Origin of the sequence: Metabacillus sediminilitoris (genome assembly GCF_009720625.1) — a bacterium.
GTDB classification, from domain to species: Bacteria; Bacillota; Bacilli; order Bacillales; family Bacillaceae; genus Metabacillus; species Metabacillus sediminilitoris.
Genome location: NZ_CP046266.1, coordinates 2,160,299 through 2,182,587 on the forward strand (window position 1 = coordinate 2,160,299; position 22,289 = coordinate 2,182,587).

Below are 22,289 nucleotides of genomic sequence, written 5' to 3' on the forward strand. Positions count from 1 at the left end.
AAGGGGATTTTTTATGGGAAATATTAGAACAACCTATACAAAAGAAATTAAGCTAAAAGCGATTAATTTATACTAAAAGGAAGATATGGGTATTAGATCAATTTCCAAAGAGTTAGGGATTGGATTTAATTGTGAAGTAATGTACTTAAGTTAACGGTGCAGTTTAGTTGAAGACCTAACTTTGACAGGTATAGACAAGCTGTTTGTAGGAGAATATGTATGCAGATAGCAGCAGATTGAAGGTGATTTTTTGAAAGAAGGTCAAAAACAGCTTGAATTGCTACAACACAGTCTTGAGTTAAATCAAATGATGATTGAAGACTGGCAAAATAATTTTGTTTTTACAGGAGAATGGTGGACTTTATTAGTTTTATCAATAGTTCCTTGGATTTTATGGTGGAAAATTTTGGATAAAAAGAGAATTTTAGAAATATTACTATTCGGTTTATTTGTGATAATAATTACATCATCTCTAGATGTTCTTGGATGGAATTATTCAATGTGGTATTATCCCAATACTTTATTAGCCTTATGTACACCATTACTCCCAATTAATTTTTCATTATTTCCATTCTTTTATATGTTAATCTTTCAATATTTCTCTAAATGGAAGGCGTTTTTAGTTGCTGCTATTATATTGTCGGCTTTTTTTTCTTTTATTTTAGAACCCTTAAGCGAATGGATAAATTTCTATAAAGAACTAAAATGGAAACATATATACTCCTTTCCAATCTATATTTTAATTGGAATTTCAATAAAATTGTTAGTTGAAAAAATTATAGGAGTTCATAAAAAATTCACGTGATTATATATTTTAACTAAATGGTGCGATACTTCAATAAGGAGGTTTCGCATTTTCTTATTGTGCTCCCTCAGTTAGATACGATTATCTCTCGAATACTCACTTATTCGCAGGATTTCAAATCACTTGAAAGAATAGTAGGGGATTAATTGAATGAGTTTTGACCATTTTGGCTACATGAAGGCGTACTTAAATAAAGGAGGTAGTAATAACTCCAATAATTTCCATATAATGTACGCATTCTCCACGCTCCCCTTGGAGGTTTTCGCTCCCATGTCTCAACGGGTCAATTGCCCTCTCATTCCTTCGTCACACCTATCCAAGTGGTAGAGGCCGGTCTTTCTAACGGAACGGGTCAGAGCCCTTTTGCACAATAAATCCGGTACTTCGTACTTTCTTTGAGATCCTACGAATAAGCCAATATTCGAAAATATTAATCTTAAAGCTATTAGTTTATATATTAGTACATTAAATAATGTATTCTGGTTTAAGTTATGCAGCCATTTGAGCTATTGGTTGTACTTTGTGGGGACGATAAGATTCATTTTTTTGGGCCATTCCAACTAAAACTCTTGCGAGTTTATGAACTAATTTCATAATCGATTTCATTTTCTTCATTTTTTTCACTTTAACATTGTTAGCGTGCAGCTCTTTAAAATCAGGGTTGTTCATGACTAGACTCATAGTTGCTAAGTACAAAAATCGACGTAAACGAGATCTCCCACGTTTTGAGAGGACAATTTGACCTTTCCATTTACCTGAACTAGCCTCTGCCAGATGTAATCCTGCATGACGCAATAAGGAATTACCGTGTGCAAATCCACTTAAATCTCCTGCTTCTCCTAAAATACCTGCAAGTGCAATTTCGCTAATCCCCTTAATGGCAAGTAACTTTCTTGCGTAAGGAATTCGTTTAAGAACGTCAGTGACTTCCTTTTCAACTCGTTCAAGTTGAGCTGTTGCTAGATCAAACTCTTCAATTAATTGTTCAAGGTGTAGTTTATAAGCATCAAGTGCTTGTCGCGTTCCCACTGAATGCTTAGCTAATTCAATTAATTGATGTGCTTTTTTTAACCCAGGTTGTCTCTTCATTTGAGTTTTCCAACCTTTAACGATATCTGGTGCCTTCATTGAACGAAGTTCATTTGGTGTAGGGAATAAGCGAAGAGTGGCGATTGCACCTTTCCCTTTAATATCTTTGAATACCTGTCGAAGTTCAGGGAATACAATATCTACCCATCGGTTAATTTGATTGATAGTACTGACTAGTCTTTTAACCGTCATATCCCGGTTGGACATTAGCACTCTGAGTTTTTCAAAGGCTTTTGAAGTAGGACGAATAAAGGAATAGTAACCATTTTTGACCATATCAGCAATAACAAGAGCATCTTTTTTATCACTTTTGGATTGGGTATTATCCCTGTTTTCCTTGTTTTTTTTCACTAGATGGGGGTTAACAGTTACAGCTTCAATATCTTGAGCAAATAGCCATTTTGATAGGTTAATCCAATAATGTCCTGTAGGTACCATACCAACTATTGTAGAATCAAATCCTTTTTTGGTTATTAATTGGTTAATCCATTGTAGTAATCTTGCAAAACCATCTTCATTATTTTCAAATGTAAGAGGGTCTCCGACTACTATTCCACGGAAATTCACAGCTCTAGCTACGTGTAATTCTTGGGCAATATCAACACCAACAACAAGGTGTTTATCAGAAATTCTCTCAATTAGTTGATTTTGTTTGTCTTGCATTTTAAACTTCATATAAGGGCTTCCTCCTTAAGGTTTTGAGTTAGAGTGGTGTCTATACTCAAATCTTACTGAGGGGCCCTGTTTTTTTCAAAGTTGATAATTAATAATCTACAGGAATTCTAACGGTCAGGTTAGTTGAGGAATACTGATTACTGAGGGAAGTAATACGTAAAATACAATCTTAAATCTGAGATGTTCATTTTCAATTTCGTAATAGATATATGTACATATGGGATGAACAAAAAACCTTAAAAGGCTTCACTAGGTCAGGTCTTATTCAAGTAACGGGTGGCGTTAGTTGAAAATAATAAGCTTATTTGCATCTGTGTTTCTATTTTTGTTATTTTATTAAAGTGCGCGATTGCTGAAGAATGAATAGTCTATTTTTTACTAGTTGGATTCGAATAGATCTATAAATAATTGGATGCAAATAACGTTAAAACCCAGTTAATCTTCTCATGTGAAGGTAGCTGGGTTTTAACGTTATATGTGCAAAATAGCACTTAAAAAAGGTGCGAAAATAAATCCTATAGTGACATTACAATTTCATAAAAATATTTGTGTTGTCTAAAAGCCATAATTTTTAGATATAAATACTTATTTACATTGATTCATTAAGTATTCAAATAAAACTTATTTTTTCGTTGTGGATGCATTTCCGTAGTTTGGGCTGATAGGCAAGTTACCAAAACCAACTTTAGACAATAAGTTAAGAGTATAGGCAAAAGGGGTGAGAAAATGAGTAGACGAATAAAACATACTTCACGTGATGTGGAGGAGTTAGCGAGGCTCATGCTGGCGGAAGCGGTCGGTGAAGGGGCGCAAGGGATGAGCATGGTGGGATCGGTTGTGGCCAATCGTGTCGAGGCTGACTGTGCTCCTGACTTCAGAGGGTTGCGCAATATCAGACATGCGATCTATCAAACCGTTCCTGAAACTGGGATTCCTCACTTCGAGCCCGTTTTAAATGGAACATTATATACACAACGTCCCAATGAAGCTGACCTCCAGAGGGCTAGGAATTTGTTGCATGGTCACAGGGAACCTCGAGCGAGAATGAATTTGTGGTTTTTTAACCCCAGTCCGGGGAAAAAATTCCGAGCTCCTTGTTCCCCCACGATGCCAAGATCCCCGATGACGCAGTTCGATTTTGCGCACAAGAATCATTGCTTCTATGTGGCTGTACCGGGCTACTGCACAGAGTTTTACAGATAAATTAAAAAGGAGCTGATCTTCACATGACTTATGGAGATTCTAGTTATTATCCAATCAATTATTATCCTGGTTTTTACCCATCTTCTATGATGCGGGCTGGTGCCCCACAACAACAAAATGGCGGCTTCCCGGCAACTATGCCTATGCATTCTGGACAGTCATTTGCCGCCCCAGTGGTCCCGCTGGGAACTGCTGGGCAGCAACTTCCGCCAGGCACGATGGAAGAATCATTTATTGAAAATATCCTGCGCTTCAACAAAGGTAAGATCGGGACATTCTACTTTACTTACCAAGGTAACGACAAATGGAATGCGATGGTTTACCGCGGACGCGTAGAAACGGCTGGCCGTGACCACCTCATCATCAGCGACCCGGCCAGCGGTAAACGCTTCCTGCTCATGATGGCAAATCTTGACTGGGTAGAATTCGATGAACAAATTAACTATCCTCTAGCGGAAATTAACCCGGAAGTTCAGGCGTCCCTGACGACATCGGAGTGAGTTTGTAGAACGTTAAAAACCCTCTTACTTTCTTTTTGGAAAATAGAGAGGGTTTTTATTCGTTCTGACCAGGAAACAAAGGGACGGTTCTTTTATTTTTGCAAACGCTGGAACCGTCACATTGTTTCACGAAAAAGCAGAAATGGGCATTTATGGACTTGTATCTGCCAACGGCTTTAGCGAGTATAACACTGGTAAGGATATGTTTGGCAATAAGTTAACAGATGAGAAGAGACAAGCCAGTCTCTTACAAAGCATCATTGGTCCAGCTCTAATCGCAGCTCCATTTGCACCGCAGTTTGTGAAAAATGGTAAACTAATTCGTGAGAAGACTATTAATAAAGCGCATGAGTTGGCTACAAAAACAAAGGCTTGAAAGCAGAACTTGACTTAACACCTAAGCTTGCACCATTCAAATCATTGAATAGGACCCAACAAAGAAAATTAAAAGAAAAGATTGAAAACCGTACAATAACAAAAGAAGAATATAAAAGATATCTTTAGGATAAAAGATTTTCAAAAAGAAGAGCAGCAGGAGTTAACGATTTTTGGAAGCAAGAAAAGAAAAGGATATAAAACTGGAACCTTCAACAAGGAATTGGACTAATGAGCAGATGGAAGATATTTTAAAAGGTAAAAAACCTACGTATAAAACAAATGGCGTTTGATTTGGGTTATTCGATTGAGAGTGTTCATTCGTTAATGGAACGATTCACCAGGCATCACAAGTTGATTTGTTACAATCCTGAAACAAGAGAACTCACTATTAAAAACTAGGGGAGAGATAACCTGCATAAGGGCGGGAAACCGGTTATGGATTGCATTTTTTCCGAATTAAAAGATGTCGAGGATACCTATCTTATACATATGTTTTGGATTCCATTCATAAACTGGAAATTCGTAGTCTATATGACTCTTTTTGTGAGCCCGGAATTGTCTTTGGGTAAGGAAGGTGAAAGTGATACATATCTAGATACGGAATGTGAAGAATTTGACGATACGTGGACAAAAAGAAAATAAAAAAGAAAAACAACAACAAAAAGCTATTATTCCTTATATAGAGAACAATCCAGACATTGAGAATCAAGAACATAATCAAAAAACGATAGATGTGAAAAAAATTGTTGAGTTTTGTTTTAACAATGAATTTGGTCTTTCAAACGTAAATGCGAAACAGCAGCTGCTATCTTGGTTCGTATAATCTCATTCAGATGCTAAATGCAGAATTTCGACGAACGAAAACGATCACAAGTATCTGTCATTTCAAATATAAAAGATGACAGTAAGAATTCTTTAATATTGTTTTGTGCTTTCTATGGGAAAATCATGCAATTCTTATTATTTTATTAATACAAGCTTGAATAGATACTCGCATGAGATCCCCTATTGAACGATTAGCTGTCCATCAATTTGACCACATCGGTATTGTCCGAAAAAAATGGTGTATTGAACCAGATTCATTTAGTAAACAATATATCTATTAAATCATAACTCACATGTAATATTATTGATTGGCAGAATCTTATTAATGTGATAATATTAATGCGAATGTTTGTTCTGTTTGATGATAACTTAAAAGAATAATGACGAAAATTTTTCTTGAGCAGACGATGTAATTATGGTAATCATAAACAACTTACAAAGTAATATGAGAAAGAAATGTAGAGTCACACCAAATGTTCTGAACGCTCGGTCATATCGTTTGACTTTCCTAAGTTAACAATACTTTAAACAGTCACATCGCAAATCGAAAGGAGTAAGAATTTGAAAAATCAAAACGAAACGACTCAAAACGTAGGGACATTCGGAAGCAGAGGTAACTTTTTGTTGGTCATGATTATGATTCTAGGTGTGTTTGTAGCCATTTTGAATGAAACGCTGCTTAACGTAGCATTGTCAAAAATTATGGATGACTTCGAAATCGCGCCGAGTACCGCGCAATGGTTGACTACTGGATATCTCCTTGTTATAGGTGTACTTATACCGGTTACTGCTTATTTAATTCAGCGGTTCACGACAAGAAGCTTGTTCCTTGGAGCTATGGGCTTGTTTACGGTGGGGACATTTGTAGCAGCTATCGCACCGGGAATCGAAGTGCTTTTAATCGGAAGACTGCTTCAAGCGGCGGGTACCGGGCTGCTCTTTCCTTTACTAACCAACGTGGTATTCTCCATCGTTCCTATTGAAAAAAGGGGCTCGGCAATGGGGACAATTGGAATTGTCATTACTTTTGCTCCCGCAATTGGACCCACTCTATCAGGGATCATTGTTGAGCATTTTAGTTGGCGGGTTCTCTTTTACGGCGTTCTGCCGATCGCACTGATTGTTATTATATTTGCATATGTCAAGCTTAAAAACGTGACGGAGACAACTAATCCGAAGATTGATCCGATATCACTTCTACTTTCAACCTTAGGTTTCGGGGGGATTGTGTACGGATTCAGCAGTTCTGGTGAAGGAAATGAGGGTTGGTCGAGCAATGAAGTTCTAATTCCAATTGCCATTGGCGTTGTTTCTTTAGTCCTGTTTACTTGGAGGCAATTGAAAATTTCACAACCTTTGCTAGATTTAAGAACATTTAAATACAACATTTTTAGAATGTCGACGCTGATTATGATGATTGTCATGATGGCGATGTTTTCTGCGATGATGTTGTTGCCAATTTTTCTCCAGAATGCGTTAGGTTACAGTCCGTTGGAGGCAGGTTTGATCATGTTGCCAGGCGGTATTGTCATGGGAATCATGTCACCAATTACAGGCAGATTATTTGATAAATTTGGGGCCAAGTGGCTGGCGCTTATCGGATTGGGGCTGATCGCGAATACGCTTTGGCAATTTGCCTATATCACAATGTCAACTCAATACAGCACGATTATGATTTTCAATACACTATTAATGTTGGGGATTTCAATGGTTATGATGCCGATCATGACAAATGCTTTGAACGAACTGCCACCTCCGTTATATCCACACGGTACGGCTATTATCAGTACGCTTCAGCAGGTAGCTGGCGCTGTTGGGACAGCATTGCTTGTATCAATCATGACCAATCGTTCTGCTAGTTTTATGGAAAATACGTTGCTTAAGGAAGATGAGGCTACAATACAAGTTCTAGCGATGATTGCTGGAATGAAAAGCGCGTTCTTGCTTGCATTCGGACTAGTAGCTATCGCTTGGATTGTGTCATTCTTTATAAAACGGTCCGTTTCTCAAGAAGATGGATTGGAAATTAAGAAGGTTGCTAAGAACTGACACCACATATGCGGGAACATAACAAAAAAAGAATTATTAATCTATCAGTGTAGATTTTAATCAAAATACCCCTCTGGTTTGATTAGCCGAAGGGGTGTTTTTTAGATGGCGGATGTTGATGTCAAAAATAGAGGTAAAGCTTAGTTTCAAAAGTAGTTTGATCAAATAGGCTGAAAACCCCAAACAGACATATCCTGAAAATTCAGAGGCGAGACCATGTAATCCTGGGTGAAAACTGTCTCTTTTTTATGTTATTTTATACTTTATAAGGTATCTATATCCGACATCTGATCTAGCTCCAAAGGCAAAAAAGCATATTCTCCGTCCTTAGTAATCTCACCTTTACGAACTGGAATAGGATATTTAAAAATGGGCCCATCTATTACTGTGGTATGGAATTCTCCACCTTCTCCGCAGGGGTCAATACCACGAGCTTCAAGCTCCCTCACGTATTCATGGGTTAACGTTCGCCCTAAATCGTCCTCTTGCATTCCTAATGATAAATTAACAGTTACAATAATCGTTACAAATCCAAGATTTATGAACTCTTCGACAGCTTCACGATGGTTCATTTCCCATAAAGGCATCCCAAGCTTTAATCCAGCGTTCTTCGTAACCTTTTCATGCCAACAGCCATGAGCAGGCATATCTAAGTCTCCAGTTACTAACACTTCTGCTCCTAAATTTTTAGCATTTTCTAAGAGGCGCATAAATACTTTTTCATAATCTGTCCAACTTGCAGCTGCAGTATATATTGGCAAACCTATAGATTTACCTTGGGCATGTATGAGTTCCGGAGGCATTCCATGGGATCTGGAACGTTTTCCTTCTTCCTCCAGCATGACGATCAGTCCAACCGCTTCTCCAACCTTCACTGCTTTATATAGAGCTAAGACACTATCCTTTCCTCCGCTAAAAGAAGCTATAAATTTATGACCGCGAGCACTATTTTTCCAATCCATTAATTCTGCCATTCATATCTTTCCCCTTTATTCTAATGACTTTTTTACGATACCTGTTATTAGCCAATCAATTTCATATTTTATATAAGAGGTTTCATAGCTCTATTTGTTCGATTTTATCACTATTGGACCTTTACAGATAAGATATTATTGCACCCTGATACAAAAAACTTGAAATCTAATGATGAAGAAAAGAGAAGTTTATCCAAAGAAACTACTTCATTGCCGACGTCTTATTTCATATTTGACACAAAGGAGCTTTTAAAGTTAATTTTTCTTCAGTGATTCCAGAATCCTAATTAATAAAGTAATTATTATGGACAATAGCAAAAGCAGAACAATCCCAACTGAAAGTGCACCTGATTGATCATCAAATAACCAAACAAGTAGGTAAAACAATATCAAACTACCAAAAAAAATTAACATAGTTATTGAAATGGATCTTCCCATAAAATAACCTCCTACAGTAAATATATTCCATTTTATAACAAATTTTTAAGGTGGTATATATTGTTGATGATTATGTCGCATTTCAAATAAATTATGTAGTAGTTTATTCAAGAATTGTGCTCTTTCTATTTGTAAAGGGCCAAATAACAGAATAAGAGTTTGAGGGAATGAACATAATTTGAATTAATTTTGGTTAAGCGATCCGGGGCAGGTTAGCGGAAGATATAGAAAAGCAGTGTTGTTTTATTTCTTTATAAATGGAAAAAGCGGAATAGCTTGTTGAATGATCATTTGCAAAGTTTTTCGCTTATCAAAATTAGATTTGCTTAAATGTGTTAATTTGTGTGGAGTTTGTTGGATTACACAAAAATTTACACGGAATTAACGTGAGATTAACAAATATTATGTATTATTTATGTGGAAAGGAGCTTATTTGTGTAAAAATGTGTGATATTGTGTGATTTGGTTAAATTGAATTTATGTGAATATCAAAGTGAGAAATTCAATTTAGGTTTGGTTATTTTAGATCCATTTGTAAGGCTGAATTTTATTCTTCATGGTGGTAACAAAAAATGGAATTTTTAGCTTGGGAGAACAGGTGTGACACTGTAACTAAAATACATAAGAAAGAGGGATAAAGTACAATGAAGGACAAGCAATCACAAAATGAAACGGAAAACTTGTTATCTACTGATATTTTTAAAAATGAAATGGATCGTCGTACTTTTTTACAGAGGAGCTCGAAAGTCGCGGGAGCTGCTTTGGGATTAACACTAATAGGTTCGTTAAATAGTATACCCGTGGGGGCGGTATCTAGCTCTTCTGTCATTCATTCAAATGGTAGAAAACCAGATTTAGTTTTTCCCGTTATAAGTGATGTTCATATTCATCATAGTAATGATAATACCTTGAATAAGTTTATAACAACTTTAGAACAGTTAAATAAAGTAGTTCCTAGCCAAGATGCATTTGTGGTTGTTGGAGATTTAACGGATTATGGATATGAATCAGAATATGATAAGTTTATGTCTGCTTATAATAAGCGAAAACAATCAAAAGCTGTTTCTATGTTTGCTATAGGAAACCATGACTATTGGAATGGATTATCAGTAAATGATTCTTATAAACGGTTCTACGAGAAAACTGGGATGGACTCTCATTACTATCATAAGGTAATCAAAGGTTATCATTTTATTGTTCTTGGCACGGAAGATGGTAGAACAGAGGGAACCTTTTCAGTGAAGCAAATTGAATGGTTAGGAGAACAGTTAAAGCTCGCTAAAGCTGATGATCCGAATAAACCAATTTTTGTCTTCCATCATCAGCCTATTAAAGAGACCATTTACGGAAGCGAATGGGGCTTCACTGAAAATAGAGATCTATTTTACGATACGTTAAAACCATATCCGCAAGTAATTTCATTTTCTGGTCATACACATTATCCGCTAGATGACCCAAGGATCATTCATCAAAAAGACTTCACCTCTATTGGAACCTCTACAGGTGCCTACTTGTGGCTTGATAGTGGAAGAGTTCAAGGAGAGGTGCCAGAAGGAGCCGATATTCTCAATCAAGCTTTAGTTGTAGAGGTTCATAACAACAAAGTATTAATCAAACGTCGTGATATTCATAACGATGATTGGACTGGGGAGCCATTTGAAATTAGTTATCCTGCTGAGAAGAATAAATTTAAATATACAGAGGATCGAGACAATAAGGCTCCTTTCTTTACGAAAGATGCAATGATCTCTATCGATCATGAAAAGACAGCTGTTACAAGCTTAGCAATTATGTTGACTCAAGCTAAAGATAATCTTCTTGTACATGACTATCGAGTTGTAGCGAGAAATGCAGATACAGGGGAAGTAGTCAACAAGTTTCTAGCATTCTCAGAATTTTATAAAGATCCTGTGCCTAATCCTTTAACATTATCAGTTGGTGAATTAATGCCTAATACAACCTATCAGATTGAAGTATATGCTCTTGATGCATACGAAAATGTAAGCCATAATTCTTTAAAAGTATTAGGGAAAACGCTTGACGGTGAAGTAAAAGATGTAATGATTACGTTATCTAAGGATATATTGAAAGGAGTAGAAGATTCAGTAGAAGTTACGGTAGAAAATGCAAGAATTCCGAAAAGTGACTGGATTGGCTTATATGAAGTAAATGAAAAACCGGGAGATATCGCTGCCATTTGGTGGATGTATACCCAAACGACAAATGGAACCCTTTCATTTACTTTTAATGGAAGCAGTTCTTCAAGATACAAGGAAGGTTCGACTTATAAATTTGTCTATTTTTATGGAAGCGGATATGACGCTGTAGCTTCAAAAACATTCACTGTTGGCAGTTAGGTATAGAAGCGATAATTTTTCGCTATTTCTAAAAAATATTCTGACAAGGGTTTATTTAGGTTAATAGATTAAAAGTTTACATTTGAACTAAGGGAGGTCAACTTTATGTTACAGAATATAGGGATTCCAGGTTTAATACTCGTTCTTGTCATTGCATTAATCATTTTTGGACCATCAAAATTGCCAGAACTAGGTCGTGCAGTCGGTTCAACATTAAAGGAATTTAAAAAATCAACACGAGAACTGGTCTCAGATGATGAGCCAGATCAAGATCAATCAACAATTAAGAACGAAAAAGCAATGAAATAAGATAAATCTAGTAGGATGTGAGTTTCTCATGTAACTTGCATCTTCTTTTTTTAAAGAGGTATTTCTAATAGGAACGAATGAAATGAATCTTATTGGTCATTTAGATGAATTGCGAAAACGACTAATTATTACCTTTGGTTTCTTCATCGTTTCTTTATGTTAAAAATATCTTTGATTGGATCAATCAAGACTTCCCAATTAAGTTAGCTGTTTTAGGTCCTAGTGATAAATTATGGGTATATTTAATGTTGTCTAGTGTTGTTGCACTTACTGGAACGATGCCAATCGCAGCTTATCAATTATGGCTATATGTCCGGCCAGCTTTACATGAAAACGAGAGGTAAGTAACTTTAGCTTACATTCCTGCATTATTTATCCCATTCTTAACGGGCAGTAAGACTCCCACTTCAAGATTTGAGAGAAACAAAGAAGAATAGTGGGAGATAACTGCCCGTAAAGATCCGACGAGCGATTGACGTCCGAGTCAGGCGAAGGATGTGGCGTATTGTGCGTGATAAGTTTCGCTAACCATCAGTGGGGGATGAAGAAACCCCCACTGATGGAAGTCTCACTTTATATTGTTTATTTTAGGGATATGTTTCGGGTATTTTCTCATTTTCCCAATTGTCTTTAACTTCCTTCTTTCACTGTCAGATGATCTGTTTATGAACTTCTTTACGGTGGAGAAATATTTTCGTTTTTTGGTGAATATGACTCTTCCATTCGGGATACTATTTGAACTTCCAGTAGTTATTATGTTCTTGACAAGCATTGGGATTTTAAATCCATATCGCTTACAAAAAGTTAGAAAATATGCATATTTTGTCTTGATTTTAACGTCGGTGCTAATTACTCCATCGGATTTTCTATCTGATATTCTTGTTATTATCCCATTACTCTTTCTTTATGAATGTAGTGTCTTACTTTCCAAGGTCGTTTATCGTCGTAAACAGAATACTGTTGACCTAGGAGTTAATAATTAGTATATATAAAATGTAAATTTGTGCAAAAATGTGTTATTAATAGCATATATACATATGAAAAAGTTGGTGAAATCTTTGTTAATGTATGATCGTCACGAAAAAGTTATGGAGCTATTACGTAAAAATAAATCATTAAAAGTTTCTACAGTGACAAAGATGTTTGGGGTTTCTACTGAAACTGTAAGAAGGGATTTAGAGTATTTAGAAAAGGAAGGTTATTTGAGAAGAGTACGCGGTGGAGCTGTATTAGATGATATAAACAGCACAGAAATGAACTTTACTTTGCGAGAAACAAAGAACATAGATGAGAAAAGGGAACTTGCTGAAATTGCAACACGTTATGTAACGGAAGGTCAATCGATTGCATTAGACGTTAGTACAACAAATACGGAGTTTGCTAAAGCTTTAAAGAAAAAATTTCAACGTCTAACGATATTAACCAATTCTTTAGTGATTGCTAATGAACTTGCTGAAATGCCTTATTACACCATTATCTTACCGGGAGGTGTTCTGAGAAATGAAGAATTATGCATGGTTGGGCATTTGACAGAAGATTTCTTTAAAGGTTTTAGTATTGATACCTTCTATATGAGTATAAGTGGAATATCATTAACTGAAGGATTAACAGATTATGGGCTGGGAGAATATCAAGTGAAAATGAAGATACTAGAGAGCTCTAGAAACTGTATCGTTTTAGCGGATAGCAGCAAATTTGATGTTGCTTCTCTTTTAAAGGTTTGTCATTTTGATCGTATCGACCGGATTATTACCGATTCGAAGTTATCAAATAAGGTCCATCAAAAGTATACAAAAGAAGGTATTGAGATTGTAAATAAGTAATAGGACTACTATTACGTTGAGAGGAAAGTAGAATTATTACATTTATATCTAATATTTACCTACCTATTATTGTGTAATAAGTGATGAAAAGAGTAGACTATTTTTGATTTGTGGATTTGATTTCATTTGTTATTAAACTCAAGAGCCTTTCTTCAGCATTACAGTAAATAAAACTTTATCCCATTCTTAACGGGTAGTAAGACTCCCACTTCAAGATTTGAGAGAAACAAAGAAGATAAGTGGGAGATAACTGCCCGTCAAGATCCGACGAGCGATTGACGTCCGAGTCAGGCGAAGGATGTGGCGTATTGTGCGTGATAAGTTTCGCTAACCATCAGTGGGGGATGAAGAAAACCCCCACTGATGGAAGTCTCACTTTATTTTATTTGTAATGTTCAATCACAATTGTCTAATACTGATGAACTCTCATATTTCGAGAAAGCTAATGTAAATGGAGGAGAGGTTTTGATGATAAAGGGTATTCTATTTGATAAAGATGGTACTTTATTACAATTTGGGACTATATGGATTAAAGTGGTGGAAGAGATCATCGATGATTTACTGAAGATGATAGGAAAGACAGGTAATAGAGATCTTCAAAAACAGTTATGTCTTTCAATTGGGTTAAGAAATGGAGAAGTTGACGAGAAAGGTCATTTAGCAAGTGGTACTACCTTGGATATTGCCAATGCTTTTCAAGCAGTTCTACCAAAGCAAGTACCATTATTGCACCAATGGGTATCAGAGAATATCTTAAAAAAAACGAAACAATTGATTGAGTATGTAAAACCTGTTTGTAACTTATCATCTCTCTTTTCAGCAATTAAGCAAAAAGGAGTTATAATAGGAATTGCCACGGCTGATGACTATGAAACTACTGTTCTATGTTTACACCATTTAGGAATCAAAAACGAAATTCAATTTCTAGGAACAGCTGATCTTTACGAGAAGAAGCCTGGTACTCAAGTAGTGGAGAAGTTTTGTGAACAATTTGGCTTAGAAAAAGAAGAAGTTGCTGTAGTCGGAGATACCGTGGTTGATTTAAAAACAGCCCAAAACAGTAAGGTAAGATACGGAATAGGTGTACTCTCAGGAGTTGGTTCTAAACAAGAGCTGCAAAGCCTAGCAGATTTTGTTATCCCGAATGTTGAGCACCTAATTAATAGTAATAACGAGTTCATTTGGGAATAAAGTAAGATTTAGTAGAAATACTTATTTAAAAAAGTTTCTTACAAATTTTAAGGAACATTAGCCTTGGTGGATTGCGGTCTTGTTAGGTGTGTTATATGCTTTTGCATATTACTTTATTTTCCGCTTTATGATCAAAAAGTTTAATCTAATGACACCAGGAAGAGAAAAAGAGGAAACTGAAGAGAAACAAGGTTCAAAAGCTAATAGCGATCTTGCTTCGATATCCTAGAAGCTATGGTGGGGCTATGGAGCAGGGATGGTAGAGTTATATAATCATCAATACTTCTGTAACAATCGTTCTTATCAAAAAGTATATGATGCGTTTGTAGATATTTGGGGAACAGAGAAATTATGGACTAGTATTGACAGATGTAATTTAAGCTTCCCAAATAAACCTGGCCATGAATCATAATTTGATTTCACCTACAATATTAAAGTAAAAGATCTATGTTTCGACTCGTTCTGACGATTTATCACAAAAATTAACTATACATTAATGAAATATTAATAATTTAAAGATACTGAAACAAAAGAAATAATTACATATGGGTCATTTTACATATTTTATCAATATTTGTAAATGAGTTTAACAAGTGAAATGTTCATTGAAAAATCCAATTATATAAAACTTCCTTCTTATTAATCGGGCATTCTGAGGGATAATCGATAGATATCAGCGAGACGTGAAATAATAGAAAAGACTCATGTCACTTTGATAGATGGAAAGTAAATCTAGATTCTATTGAACTATGTTTTGAAAAACACAGGACAAATCTGCTATTTTTTCGATGTTTACTGTTATTTTACGACAATACTAAAGTTTCTTAATAACCATTCCCTAAGATAAAAATAGACATTACGGAGGGAGTGTTAAAAATGAAAAAAATTGATCTTCAATCAGAAATGCTAGACCGTAGAAATTTCTTAAAAAAGACAGGTAAAGGAGTGGGTATTGCGCTAGGAGCAGCGCTTGTTCCTTCATTGCAAATGAATATTGCAGCGGCGGAATCTACATCCAATAATTCTAGCAATATCGCTTATCCTTTTACACTAGGAATTGCTTCAGGTGACCCGCTGCCAGATGGGGTTGTTTTGTGGACAAGACTTGCTCCAGATCCATTGAATGGAGGGGGAATGCCGAACCATCCATTTCCTGTACAATGGGAGGTTTCACTTGATTCCAATTTTATAAATGTCGTTAAAAGGGGAACTGAACTCTCAAAACCTCAACTGGGGCATTCTGTCCATGTTGAAGTTGATGGCTTGGAACCTGCTACATGGTATTATTACCGTTTTAAGTCCCAATCTGATTTTAGCCCAGTAGGCAGAACGAAGACAGCACCTGCCTATAATAGTCCGGTAGACAAGCTAAACTTCGCATTTGCTTCTTGCCAAAACTGGCCAGTTGGTTTTTACACAGCATATCAACATATGGCTAAGGATGACCTGGATTTTGTTGTCCATTTAGGAGACTATATTTATGAAGGAAAGCATAGCTCAAAAATTCGACCAAACGATCAGGTTTACCAAGAAATCTATACGATTGATGACTATCGTAATCGTTATGCCTTATATAAGTTAGACAGTGACCTTCAAGCTGCACATGCCAATTTCCCATGGATTGTTACATTTGATGACCATGAAGTGGATAATAACTATGCTGGAGAAGTTCCGCAAGATCCGGATAAGCAATCTACAGAAGATTTCATGAAACGGAGAGCTTTGGCTTACCAAGCCTATTATGAACATATGCCGCTTCGTCGTACATCTGTGCCAAATGGAAGCGACATACAAATATATCGTCGTCTATCCTTTGGAAATTTATTGGAAGTCAATGTACTAGACACACGCCAGTACAGGGATGATCAAGCAAATGGAGACGGCTGGAAAGTTCCAACACCTGAATCAGAGGATCCAACTCGAACTCTTCTAGGTGAACAACAAGAGAGTTGGTTATTAGAGGGACTAGCTGCATCACAATCGAAATGGAAGGTACTTGCTCAACAAGTCTTTTTCGCCCACCGTGATGGTGATTTTGATCCTGGCGAAGAATATGTAAGTATGGATAGCTGGGATGGATATCCTGCTGCACGCCAACGAATTGTTGACTTTTTAGCTGAAAAGGATATTAATAATACCGTTGTCCTCACTGGGGATGTTCATACCAACTGGGCAAATGAAATCAAAGTGGACTTCCATGATCCAAATTCAGAAAATGTAGCGGTAGAGTTTGTTGGAACATCGATTACTTCCAATGGAGACGGGTCTGATGTTAATAGCAACACAGCACAATACTTAAAAGAAAATCCGCATATTAAATTCTTTAATAACTATCGCGGCTACGTACGCTGTAAACTGACACAACAAACATGGCAAACGGATTATCAAGTAGTTCGGTATGTATCAAGACCGGGAGCCCCAATTGAAACCCGAGCATCTTTCATTGTTGAAGATGGAAAATCAAGTTTGCAGCAAGTAAAGACTGAAGCAGTTCCAGTTTAAACATTGATCAAACAAATATACATTTGAATACTAGTTCTCTTATTTTTTTATATATTTTTATCCTATACTTAACGGGCAGTAAGACTCCTACTTCAAGATTCGAGAGGAACAAGGAAGATAAGTGGGAGATAACTGCCCGTAAAGATCAAGACGAACGATTGACGTCCAAGTCAGGCGAGACATAAGGAAGTGGCATACTAAGCGTGATAAGTTTCGCTAACCATCAGTGGGGGATGAAGAAAACCCCCACTGATGGAAGTCTCACTTTATACATCCTTATTTTTATAATTGATTAATATTTTTTGAAGTATATGCCAATTGAAGATTTTATTGCATTCATAGATAAAAGCCGATGGAATTGAGGAATCCCATCGGCTTCCCTTAGCATCACACTGATTCTAAAAAAAATTGCCTCTAGCAAGCTATAAGGCAATTTTTTAATTAGGAACTATTATAGGAACATTCTGGTTGAACGAAACATTATTCGGTAATCGCAAAATCCATTAGATAACTTGTTTTGTTGGACGAATCAAGATTTCACTTAGACTTAAAGCGTTCAAAAACATCATAGATTAATCAACATCTGTTTATTATTATAAATAGAAATGAGATGCATACAATGGTTAAAATAACGCAATTAGTTGATTAATCAACATCTGAACTTAAATTGTTGATTATCTATAGAGAAGTCTTGTTCCTAAAGGAAGAGGGAATAAATAATACAAAAATAACCACCTATATTCATATAAACATATATGAATAACAGGTGGTTTTCTGTTAAATAGTAATAGAAATCTTTATGTTATCTTTTTTATGAATATCTTCCGTTCCGGCATCCAAAGCAGTCTTGTAATAGGAACATTTATGATCAATGATTTCCATTGTTTTTTTTAGTTCTTCCATCTGTGCTTCTACACTAGCTTTTCTTTCCAAAAACATGTCATATCTTTGCTGCAAGGTGGAATCTCCATCAGAACACCAATCAATGAAATGTTTAATTTCCTTAATCGGCATCCCAGTGGCTTTTAAACATTCAATGACTTTTAAAGCACCGATATCAGATTCTTTAAACAATCGTGTTCCGCTGGCTGTCCGTTCTACAAAGGGCATAAGTCCCTCTTTGTCGTAGTAACGCAAGGTATATACGGTAAGATTCAATTCTTTTGCAACCTCGCTGATCGAATATGTCTTCAACTTTTATCTCCCCTTCTAATTGATATAGACTTCGAGTTAACTCTATTTTTATGGATGGATTCTAACACGGGATTCGCTGAATGTCAAAGTCATCATAAAGGAAAGTGAAAATCGGCTCGATCTACTTTCTATTAAAAAATGCAGGTAGCAATAGGGGAGATGATAGATGTTATGAAACTTGTAGGGTCTGAGAGATTTTCAAAAAAAGATAAATATATCACTTGACCTAGAGTTAACTATAGGGATTAACATTGTTTTGCAAGAGAAAAAAAGCAAGGAAAGAAATGAATGAAGGGAAATGTAACCTGAATGATTCATTTATCTGATACAAGCTTATTCTCTTGAAAAGTATAAATTTAGGAGGATTTATTCATGATAACTGCTAAAGCAAGAGCTGTTGATGGTCCAGACAAATCGTTTCGAGCAGCTGAAATTAACCGACGCGATCTTGATTTGCATGATGTTCTAATTGAAATTAAATTTGCAGGCATTTGCCATTCTGATATCCATACTGCACACGGCGAATGGGGGCCAGTGAACTATCCACTCGTACCGGGACATGAGATTGCGGGAATTGTTACGGAAGTAGGACCTGAAGTCACAAAATACCAGGTTGGTGACCGGGTAGGGGTAGGATGTATGGTTGACTCCTGCGGTGAATGCGACAACTGCCGTAATGGTGAAGAACAATACTGTCTCAAAGGTAATATCCCTACCTATGCTGGTGTTGACAAATATGGCGAGCCAACTCAAGGCGGCTATTCTACTCACATTGTTGTAACAGAGGATTTCGTAGTTAGAATCCCAGAAAACATTGAGCTAGATGCTGCAGCACCATTACTTTGTGCAGGTATTACGACATATTCACCATTAAACCATTGGGGAGCTGGACCAGGTAAGAAAATAGCTGTAGTTGGTATGGGCGGTCTTGGACATATGGCTGTTAAGATTGCACACGCCATGGGTGCAGAAGTTACCGTCCTGTCACAAACATTGAATAAAAAGGAAGATGGCTTGCAATTTGGTGCAGACAACTACTATGCGACAAGTGATCCTGAGACATTTAATAAACTTGCTAATACGTTTGACCTGATCATTAACACGGTAAGTGCACAAATCGACATTAATGCATACCTCTCACTGTTAACGCTGGATGGTACGCTAGTAAATGTCGGAGCGCCTGCAGAGCCATTGGCAGTAAATGTGTTCTCACTTATTCCTCATCGCCGTTCATTTGCAGGCTCAATGATTGGAGGCATACGTGAGACACAGGAAATGTTGGATTTCTGTGCAAAACATAATATTGTTCCTAAAATTGAAGTGATTACAGCTGATCAAATTGACGAAGCCTATGAACGCGTATTAGCTTCAGATGTTAAATATCGATTCGTGATTGACATCAGCACAATGTGAGTTGTGTAAAAGAAAAGTTTCTAATGTCATTTTGAGGATATCCAAAAAGCCTATGGGCAAAACACCTGTGACAAATGTTGGATATAAAATTAATACGGATTTGATTCCATTTGACAAGGTAAAAGTATTTTTTACTGACATGCGTAAAACTACTAATAAAAGATCCCGTCTCTTAAAGGAATGAGACGGGATTTTTCATTGGAAAATCAACAATAATTAGTAGAGGAATTGATTTTCCGACACAGCCCATTTAGGTTTTAGAGTTTTTAAGAAGCCATCTTCATTAATAAACGAATTAACCCACGATTCCCCAACAACTAACTTTCTTTTTAACCAATAAATTCTTCCATCATCCCCAAAAGAATTCTAATTAATTTCTAATCTTTCTGTTATTTTGCTCTAATTTAGCATCGTTAAGATGGAATTAGCTTAAACAAAGGAGGTTTGTCTAAACAAAAAACAGGAATGCTTAAACCTGGAACGATTTAAACCTAAAAATAAACGAATAAAATAAATGAAAAGAAAGAAGATGAAGAAAATGGGTGAATTTCTTGTGGGATTAGAAGTTTCATTTGTAAGAAATAACATAAAAGTCAAGGGGGAAATCATTAAAGCATTAGACCGCTCTGCAATTATAGAAATAAGCCAGGCAGATGCTGATAAAATCGAATCACTTAGTACTTTAACGGTTGTACACCATAGAAATTATGAAATCATCACGAACCAGGTGCATAAAAAGGTGACATAAATTAGGAGGATGAAATTTTTAATACTTAATTTCAGAAGGAACGAGATAAATTGTGAAAAAAGCAGAATCATTCATTATAATCCCTCAAAATGAAGATACCATAGTAATTGAACAAAAAAGAAAACAACTGATACACTCGGCAATGACTAAGGGATTAACCAGCTCTCAAACTCTTAGACTATCAGAGGAACTAGATGCTGCGATTTTGTCAATTATGAAAAAACAGCATGGACACAGTTTAGCCGGTTTCCTAACGTACAGGAAATCGGCTAAACTGTGTCCATGCTGTATATAAACGTACAATTTTCCCGGATTAATGTCGTTGCTAAAAATTTTTAAGAAATAATAGATAGAACGATAAAGATTGAAATTGGAGAGTGTAGCTATGAAACGGTTTATTCTATTAATAATACTAGTGTTTATCGGTTATGTTTCAAAGTCGTTATGGGAAGAGCGAGTTCAACAATTTGTTCCTTTAACTATAACTGATTCCATCCGTTCCACAGTCGATTCAGTAAAAGAAAATCCGGAAATCAATTTTGCGATTGATACTTTAAATCAGCAATTGAATTCCTTATTTTTGACGTTAAATAACCAGCCGTCAGAATCAAACGATTCGAAAGTTGAAAGACCAAAATTAACAGCTCCTAAAGACCAACTATTTTCGATCCATAATATTGAATTAGGCGAATCAAGAGCTGATGTTGAGCAGGAAATTGGTAAGCCGAAAAGGACTTCGAAAAATGAATATGGTGTCAGCTGGGACGCCTATCATGAAAACTACCAAAATTTTATTATGGTTGCTTATGATGAAGAAGATATCGTCCGCGGCCTTTATACTAATCAAGATATGATTGCCTCTTCAACGGGAATAAAACTGGGGAGCCCTAAGCAAACGATTCAGGAGCAACTAGGTACACCTGAATCCATTATGAGAAAAGGTTTGGTCAACTATGAGATTAATAGTAATGGAGAATATGATGTATTCCAGCTCGACAACAACTATGTCACGATTTTTTATGATAAGCACGAAAACAATACGGTTACAGCTATTCAAGTGATCGATGAAGAATTGGAACAAAACAAAAATGATTTTTATACCGAATCAAGCCAGGAGCAAAAAGAAGGCTTTGAATATCAGTTGTTTGATTTAACAAACGCTTCAAGAGAAAATCACGATTTGCCCATTTTAACATGGGATGATCATGTGAGAGAAACGGCTCGGGAGCATAGTATGGACATGGCGGAAAATCAATATTTGGACCATACAAATTTACAAGGCCAATCTCCATTTGATCATATGAAAGAAGACAATATTCGTTTTATTACTGCTGGTGAAAACCTGGCATACGGTCAGTTCAGCAGCATCTTTGCCCACGAAGGGCTGATGAATTCCTTAGGACACAGAAAAAACATCCTCCAGGAAAGTTATGAATATTTAGGGGTAGGAGTGGCATTTAATAACGAGTCACAGCCTTATTTACTGAAAATTTTTATAGTGATTTCCCGCCTTTTTAGAATTTGAATAAAAATAGATGACGTAGATTGAACATGGAACTACTGCATAACATGGAAGCAGAAAATATACAGTTTTATGAGAGAAAACAGCGAAAGAAAGGCCCTTTGCGGCGAGCGCACGAAGAAGTTAATCCATCGCTTTTGGGGTTCCATCAAGCGAAGTTCATCTACCATATTTGGAATAGCTACGTAACTCTCGATTCCGATAAAAATCTATAAATATTTCTAAAACTAGTGAAATCATTGCACCAGAACCTGTCAATTTGCTTTCAGAACTCTTTTCGATATCTTTCGTGAT

The 22,289-nt window shown here is 36.2% G+C and carries 20 protein-coding genes and 1 pseudogene; 18 read left to right on the top strand and 3 right to left on the bottom strand.

What is annotated here, in order from left to right:
- Positions 1-250 precede the first annotated feature (250 nt).
- Positions 251-805 (top strand): CBO0543 family protein, encoded by a 555-nt coding sequence (locus GMB29_RS10270; RefSeq protein WP_136357564.1) that lies wholly within the window; start codon positions 251-253, stop codon positions 803-805.
- A 489-nt stretch (positions 806-1,294) separates the two neighbouring features.
- Here the strand turns inward: GMB29_RS10270 and GMB29_RS10275 are convergent, their stop codons facing one another.
- Positions 1,295-2,569 (bottom strand): IS110 family RNA-guided transposase, encoded by a 1,275-nt coding sequence (locus tag GMB29_RS10275; RefSeq protein WP_155443871.1) that lies wholly within the window; start codon positions 2,567-2,569, stop codon positions 1,295-1,297.
- 780 nt (positions 2,570-3,349) lie between these two features.
- On the opposite strand from GMB29_RS10275, the gene GMB29_RS10280 reads away from it, so the two are divergent.
- From GMB29_RS10280 to GMB29_RS10305, 5 genes are all read left to right on the top strand, one after another.
- The gene (locus tag GMB29_RS10280; RefSeq protein WP_227551733.1) at positions 3,350-3,772 is read left to right on the top strand and encodes a cell wall hydrolase; all 423 of its coding nucleotides are present in this window, start codon (positions 3,350-3,352) and stop codon (positions 3,770-3,772) included.
- A gap of 23 nt (positions 3,773-3,795) precedes the next feature.
- Positions 3,796-4,272 (top strand): spore coat protein GerQ, encoded by a 477-nt coding sequence (gerQ, locus tag GMB29_RS10285; RefSeq protein ID WP_136358329.1) that lies wholly within the window; start codon positions 3,796-3,798, stop codon positions 4,270-4,272.
- Between the two features lie 121 nt (positions 4,273-4,393).
- A complete protein-coding gene (locus GMB29_RS27840) occupies positions 4,394-4,648 on the top strand; it encodes a hypothetical protein (protein WP_136358327.1) in 255 nt (84 codons plus the stop codon).
- Between the two features lie 615 nt (positions 4,649-5,263).
- Complete coding sequence (locus tag GMB29_RS26985; protein WP_196305241.1) at positions 5,264-5,473, top strand: hypothetical protein; 210 nt, start codon at positions 5,264-5,266, stop codon at positions 5,471-5,473.
- A 632-nt stretch (positions 5,474-6,105) separates the two neighbouring features.
- Positions 6,106-7,524: a DHA2 family efflux MFS transporter permease subunit gene (locus GMB29_RS10305; RefSeq protein WP_168733967.1), complete on the top strand. Its 1,419-nt coding sequence runs from the start codon at positions 6,106-6,108 to the stop codon at positions 7,522-7,524.
- A gap of 263 nt (positions 7,525-7,787) precedes the next feature.
- Here the strand turns inward: GMB29_RS10305 and GMB29_RS10310 are convergent, their stop codons facing one another.
- The gene (locus GMB29_RS10310; protein WP_136358325.1) at positions 7,788-8,498 is read right to left on the bottom strand and encodes a Dph6-related ATP pyrophosphatase; all 711 of its coding nucleotides are present in this window, start codon (positions 8,496-8,498) and stop codon (positions 7,788-7,790) included.
- Positions 8,499-9,580: 1,082 nt separating this feature from the next.
- Between GMB29_RS10310 and GMB29_RS10315 the strand changes: the two genes are divergently transcribed.
- The 8 genes and pseudogenes from GMB29_RS10315 (at position 9,581) to GMB29_RS10355 (ending at position 17,118) form a co-directional block, all read left to right on the top strand.
- Complete coding sequence (locus GMB29_RS10315) at positions 9,581-11,293, top strand: metallophosphoesterase family protein (RefSeq protein WP_136358323.1); 1,713 nt, start codon at positions 9,581-9,583, stop codon at positions 11,291-11,293.
- Between the two features lie 105 nt (positions 11,294-11,398).
- Complete coding sequence (locus GMB29_RS10320) at positions 11,399-11,602, top strand: twin-arginine translocase TatA/TatE family subunit (RefSeq protein WP_136358321.1); 204 nt, start codon at positions 11,399-11,401, stop codon at positions 11,600-11,602.
- Between the two features lie 134 nt (positions 11,603-11,736).
- A complete protein-coding gene (locus GMB29_RS28040) occupies positions 11,737-11,946 on the top strand; it encodes a twin-arginine translocase subunit TatC (RefSeq protein WP_136358319.1) in 210 nt (69 codons plus the stop codon).
- Between the two features lie 228 nt (positions 11,947-12,174).
- Positions 12,175-12,585 (top strand): annotated as a pseudogene (tatC, locus tag GMB29_RS10330) (twin-arginine translocase subunit TatC); the annotation flags it as partial.
- A gap of 81 nt (positions 12,586-12,666) precedes the next feature.
- Positions 12,667-13,425 (top strand): DeoR/GlpR family DNA-binding transcription regulator, encoded by a 759-nt coding sequence (locus tag GMB29_RS10335; protein WP_319941497.1) that lies wholly within the window; start codon positions 12,667-12,669, stop codon positions 13,423-13,425.
- A gap of 468 nt (positions 13,426-13,893) precedes the next feature.
- Positions 13,894-14,616 (top strand): HAD family hydrolase, encoded by a 723-nt coding sequence (locus GMB29_RS10340; RefSeq protein WP_168733965.1) that lies wholly within the window; start codon positions 13,894-13,896, stop codon positions 14,614-14,616.
- A gap of 79 nt (positions 14,617-14,695) precedes the next feature.
- Positions 14,696-14,845, top strand: coding sequence for a hypothetical protein (locus GMB29_RS10345; protein ID WP_155443872.1), 150 nt, complete (start codon positions 14,696-14,698; stop codon positions 14,843-14,845).
- Between the two features lie 647 nt (positions 14,846-15,492).
- Positions 15,493-17,118 carry an alkaline phosphatase D family protein gene (locus tag GMB29_RS10355; RefSeq protein ID WP_136358313.1) on the top strand — a complete coding sequence of 542 codons (1,626 nt, stop codon included), beginning with the start codon at positions 15,493-15,495 and terminating at the stop codon, positions 17,116-17,118.
- 777 nt (positions 17,119-17,895) lie between these two features.
- On the opposite strand, the gene GMB29_RS10360 is transcribed toward GMB29_RS10355, so the two are convergent.
- Positions 17,896-18,312, bottom strand: a complete 417-nt coding sequence (locus GMB29_RS10360; protein WP_136358312.1) for a MerR family transcriptional regulator — start codon at positions 18,310-18,312, stop codon at positions 17,896-17,898.
- 372 nt (positions 18,313-18,684) lie between these two features.
- Here GMB29_RS10360 and GMB29_RS10365 point away from each other — a divergent pair, with 372 nt between their 5' ends.
- The 4 genes from GMB29_RS10365 (at position 18,685) to GMB29_RS10380 (ending at position 21,998) form a co-directional block, all read left to right on the top strand.
- Positions 18,685-19,725, top strand: a complete 1,041-nt coding sequence (locus GMB29_RS10365; RefSeq protein WP_136358310.1) for an NAD(P)-dependent alcohol dehydrogenase — start codon at positions 18,685-18,687, stop codon at positions 19,723-19,725.
- 538 nt (positions 19,726-20,263) lie between these two features.
- Positions 20,264-20,473, top strand: a complete 210-nt coding sequence (locus GMB29_RS10370; protein WP_196305242.1) for a DUF2187 family protein — start codon at positions 20,264-20,266, stop codon at positions 20,471-20,473.
- Between the two features lie 52 nt (positions 20,474-20,525).
- Positions 20,526-20,768: an aspartyl-phosphate phosphatase Spo0E family protein gene (locus GMB29_RS10375; RefSeq protein ID WP_227551660.1), complete on the top strand. Its 243-nt coding sequence runs from the start codon at positions 20,526-20,528 to the stop codon at positions 20,766-20,768.
- A 90-nt stretch (positions 20,769-20,858) separates the two neighbouring features.
- On the top strand, positions 20,859-21,998 hold the full coding sequence (locus GMB29_RS10380; RefSeq protein WP_136358306.1) for a CAP domain-containing protein: 1,140 nt from the start codon (positions 20,859-20,861) through the stop codon (positions 21,996-21,998).
- The last annotated feature ends 291 nt before the right edge of the window (positions 21,999-22,289 follow it).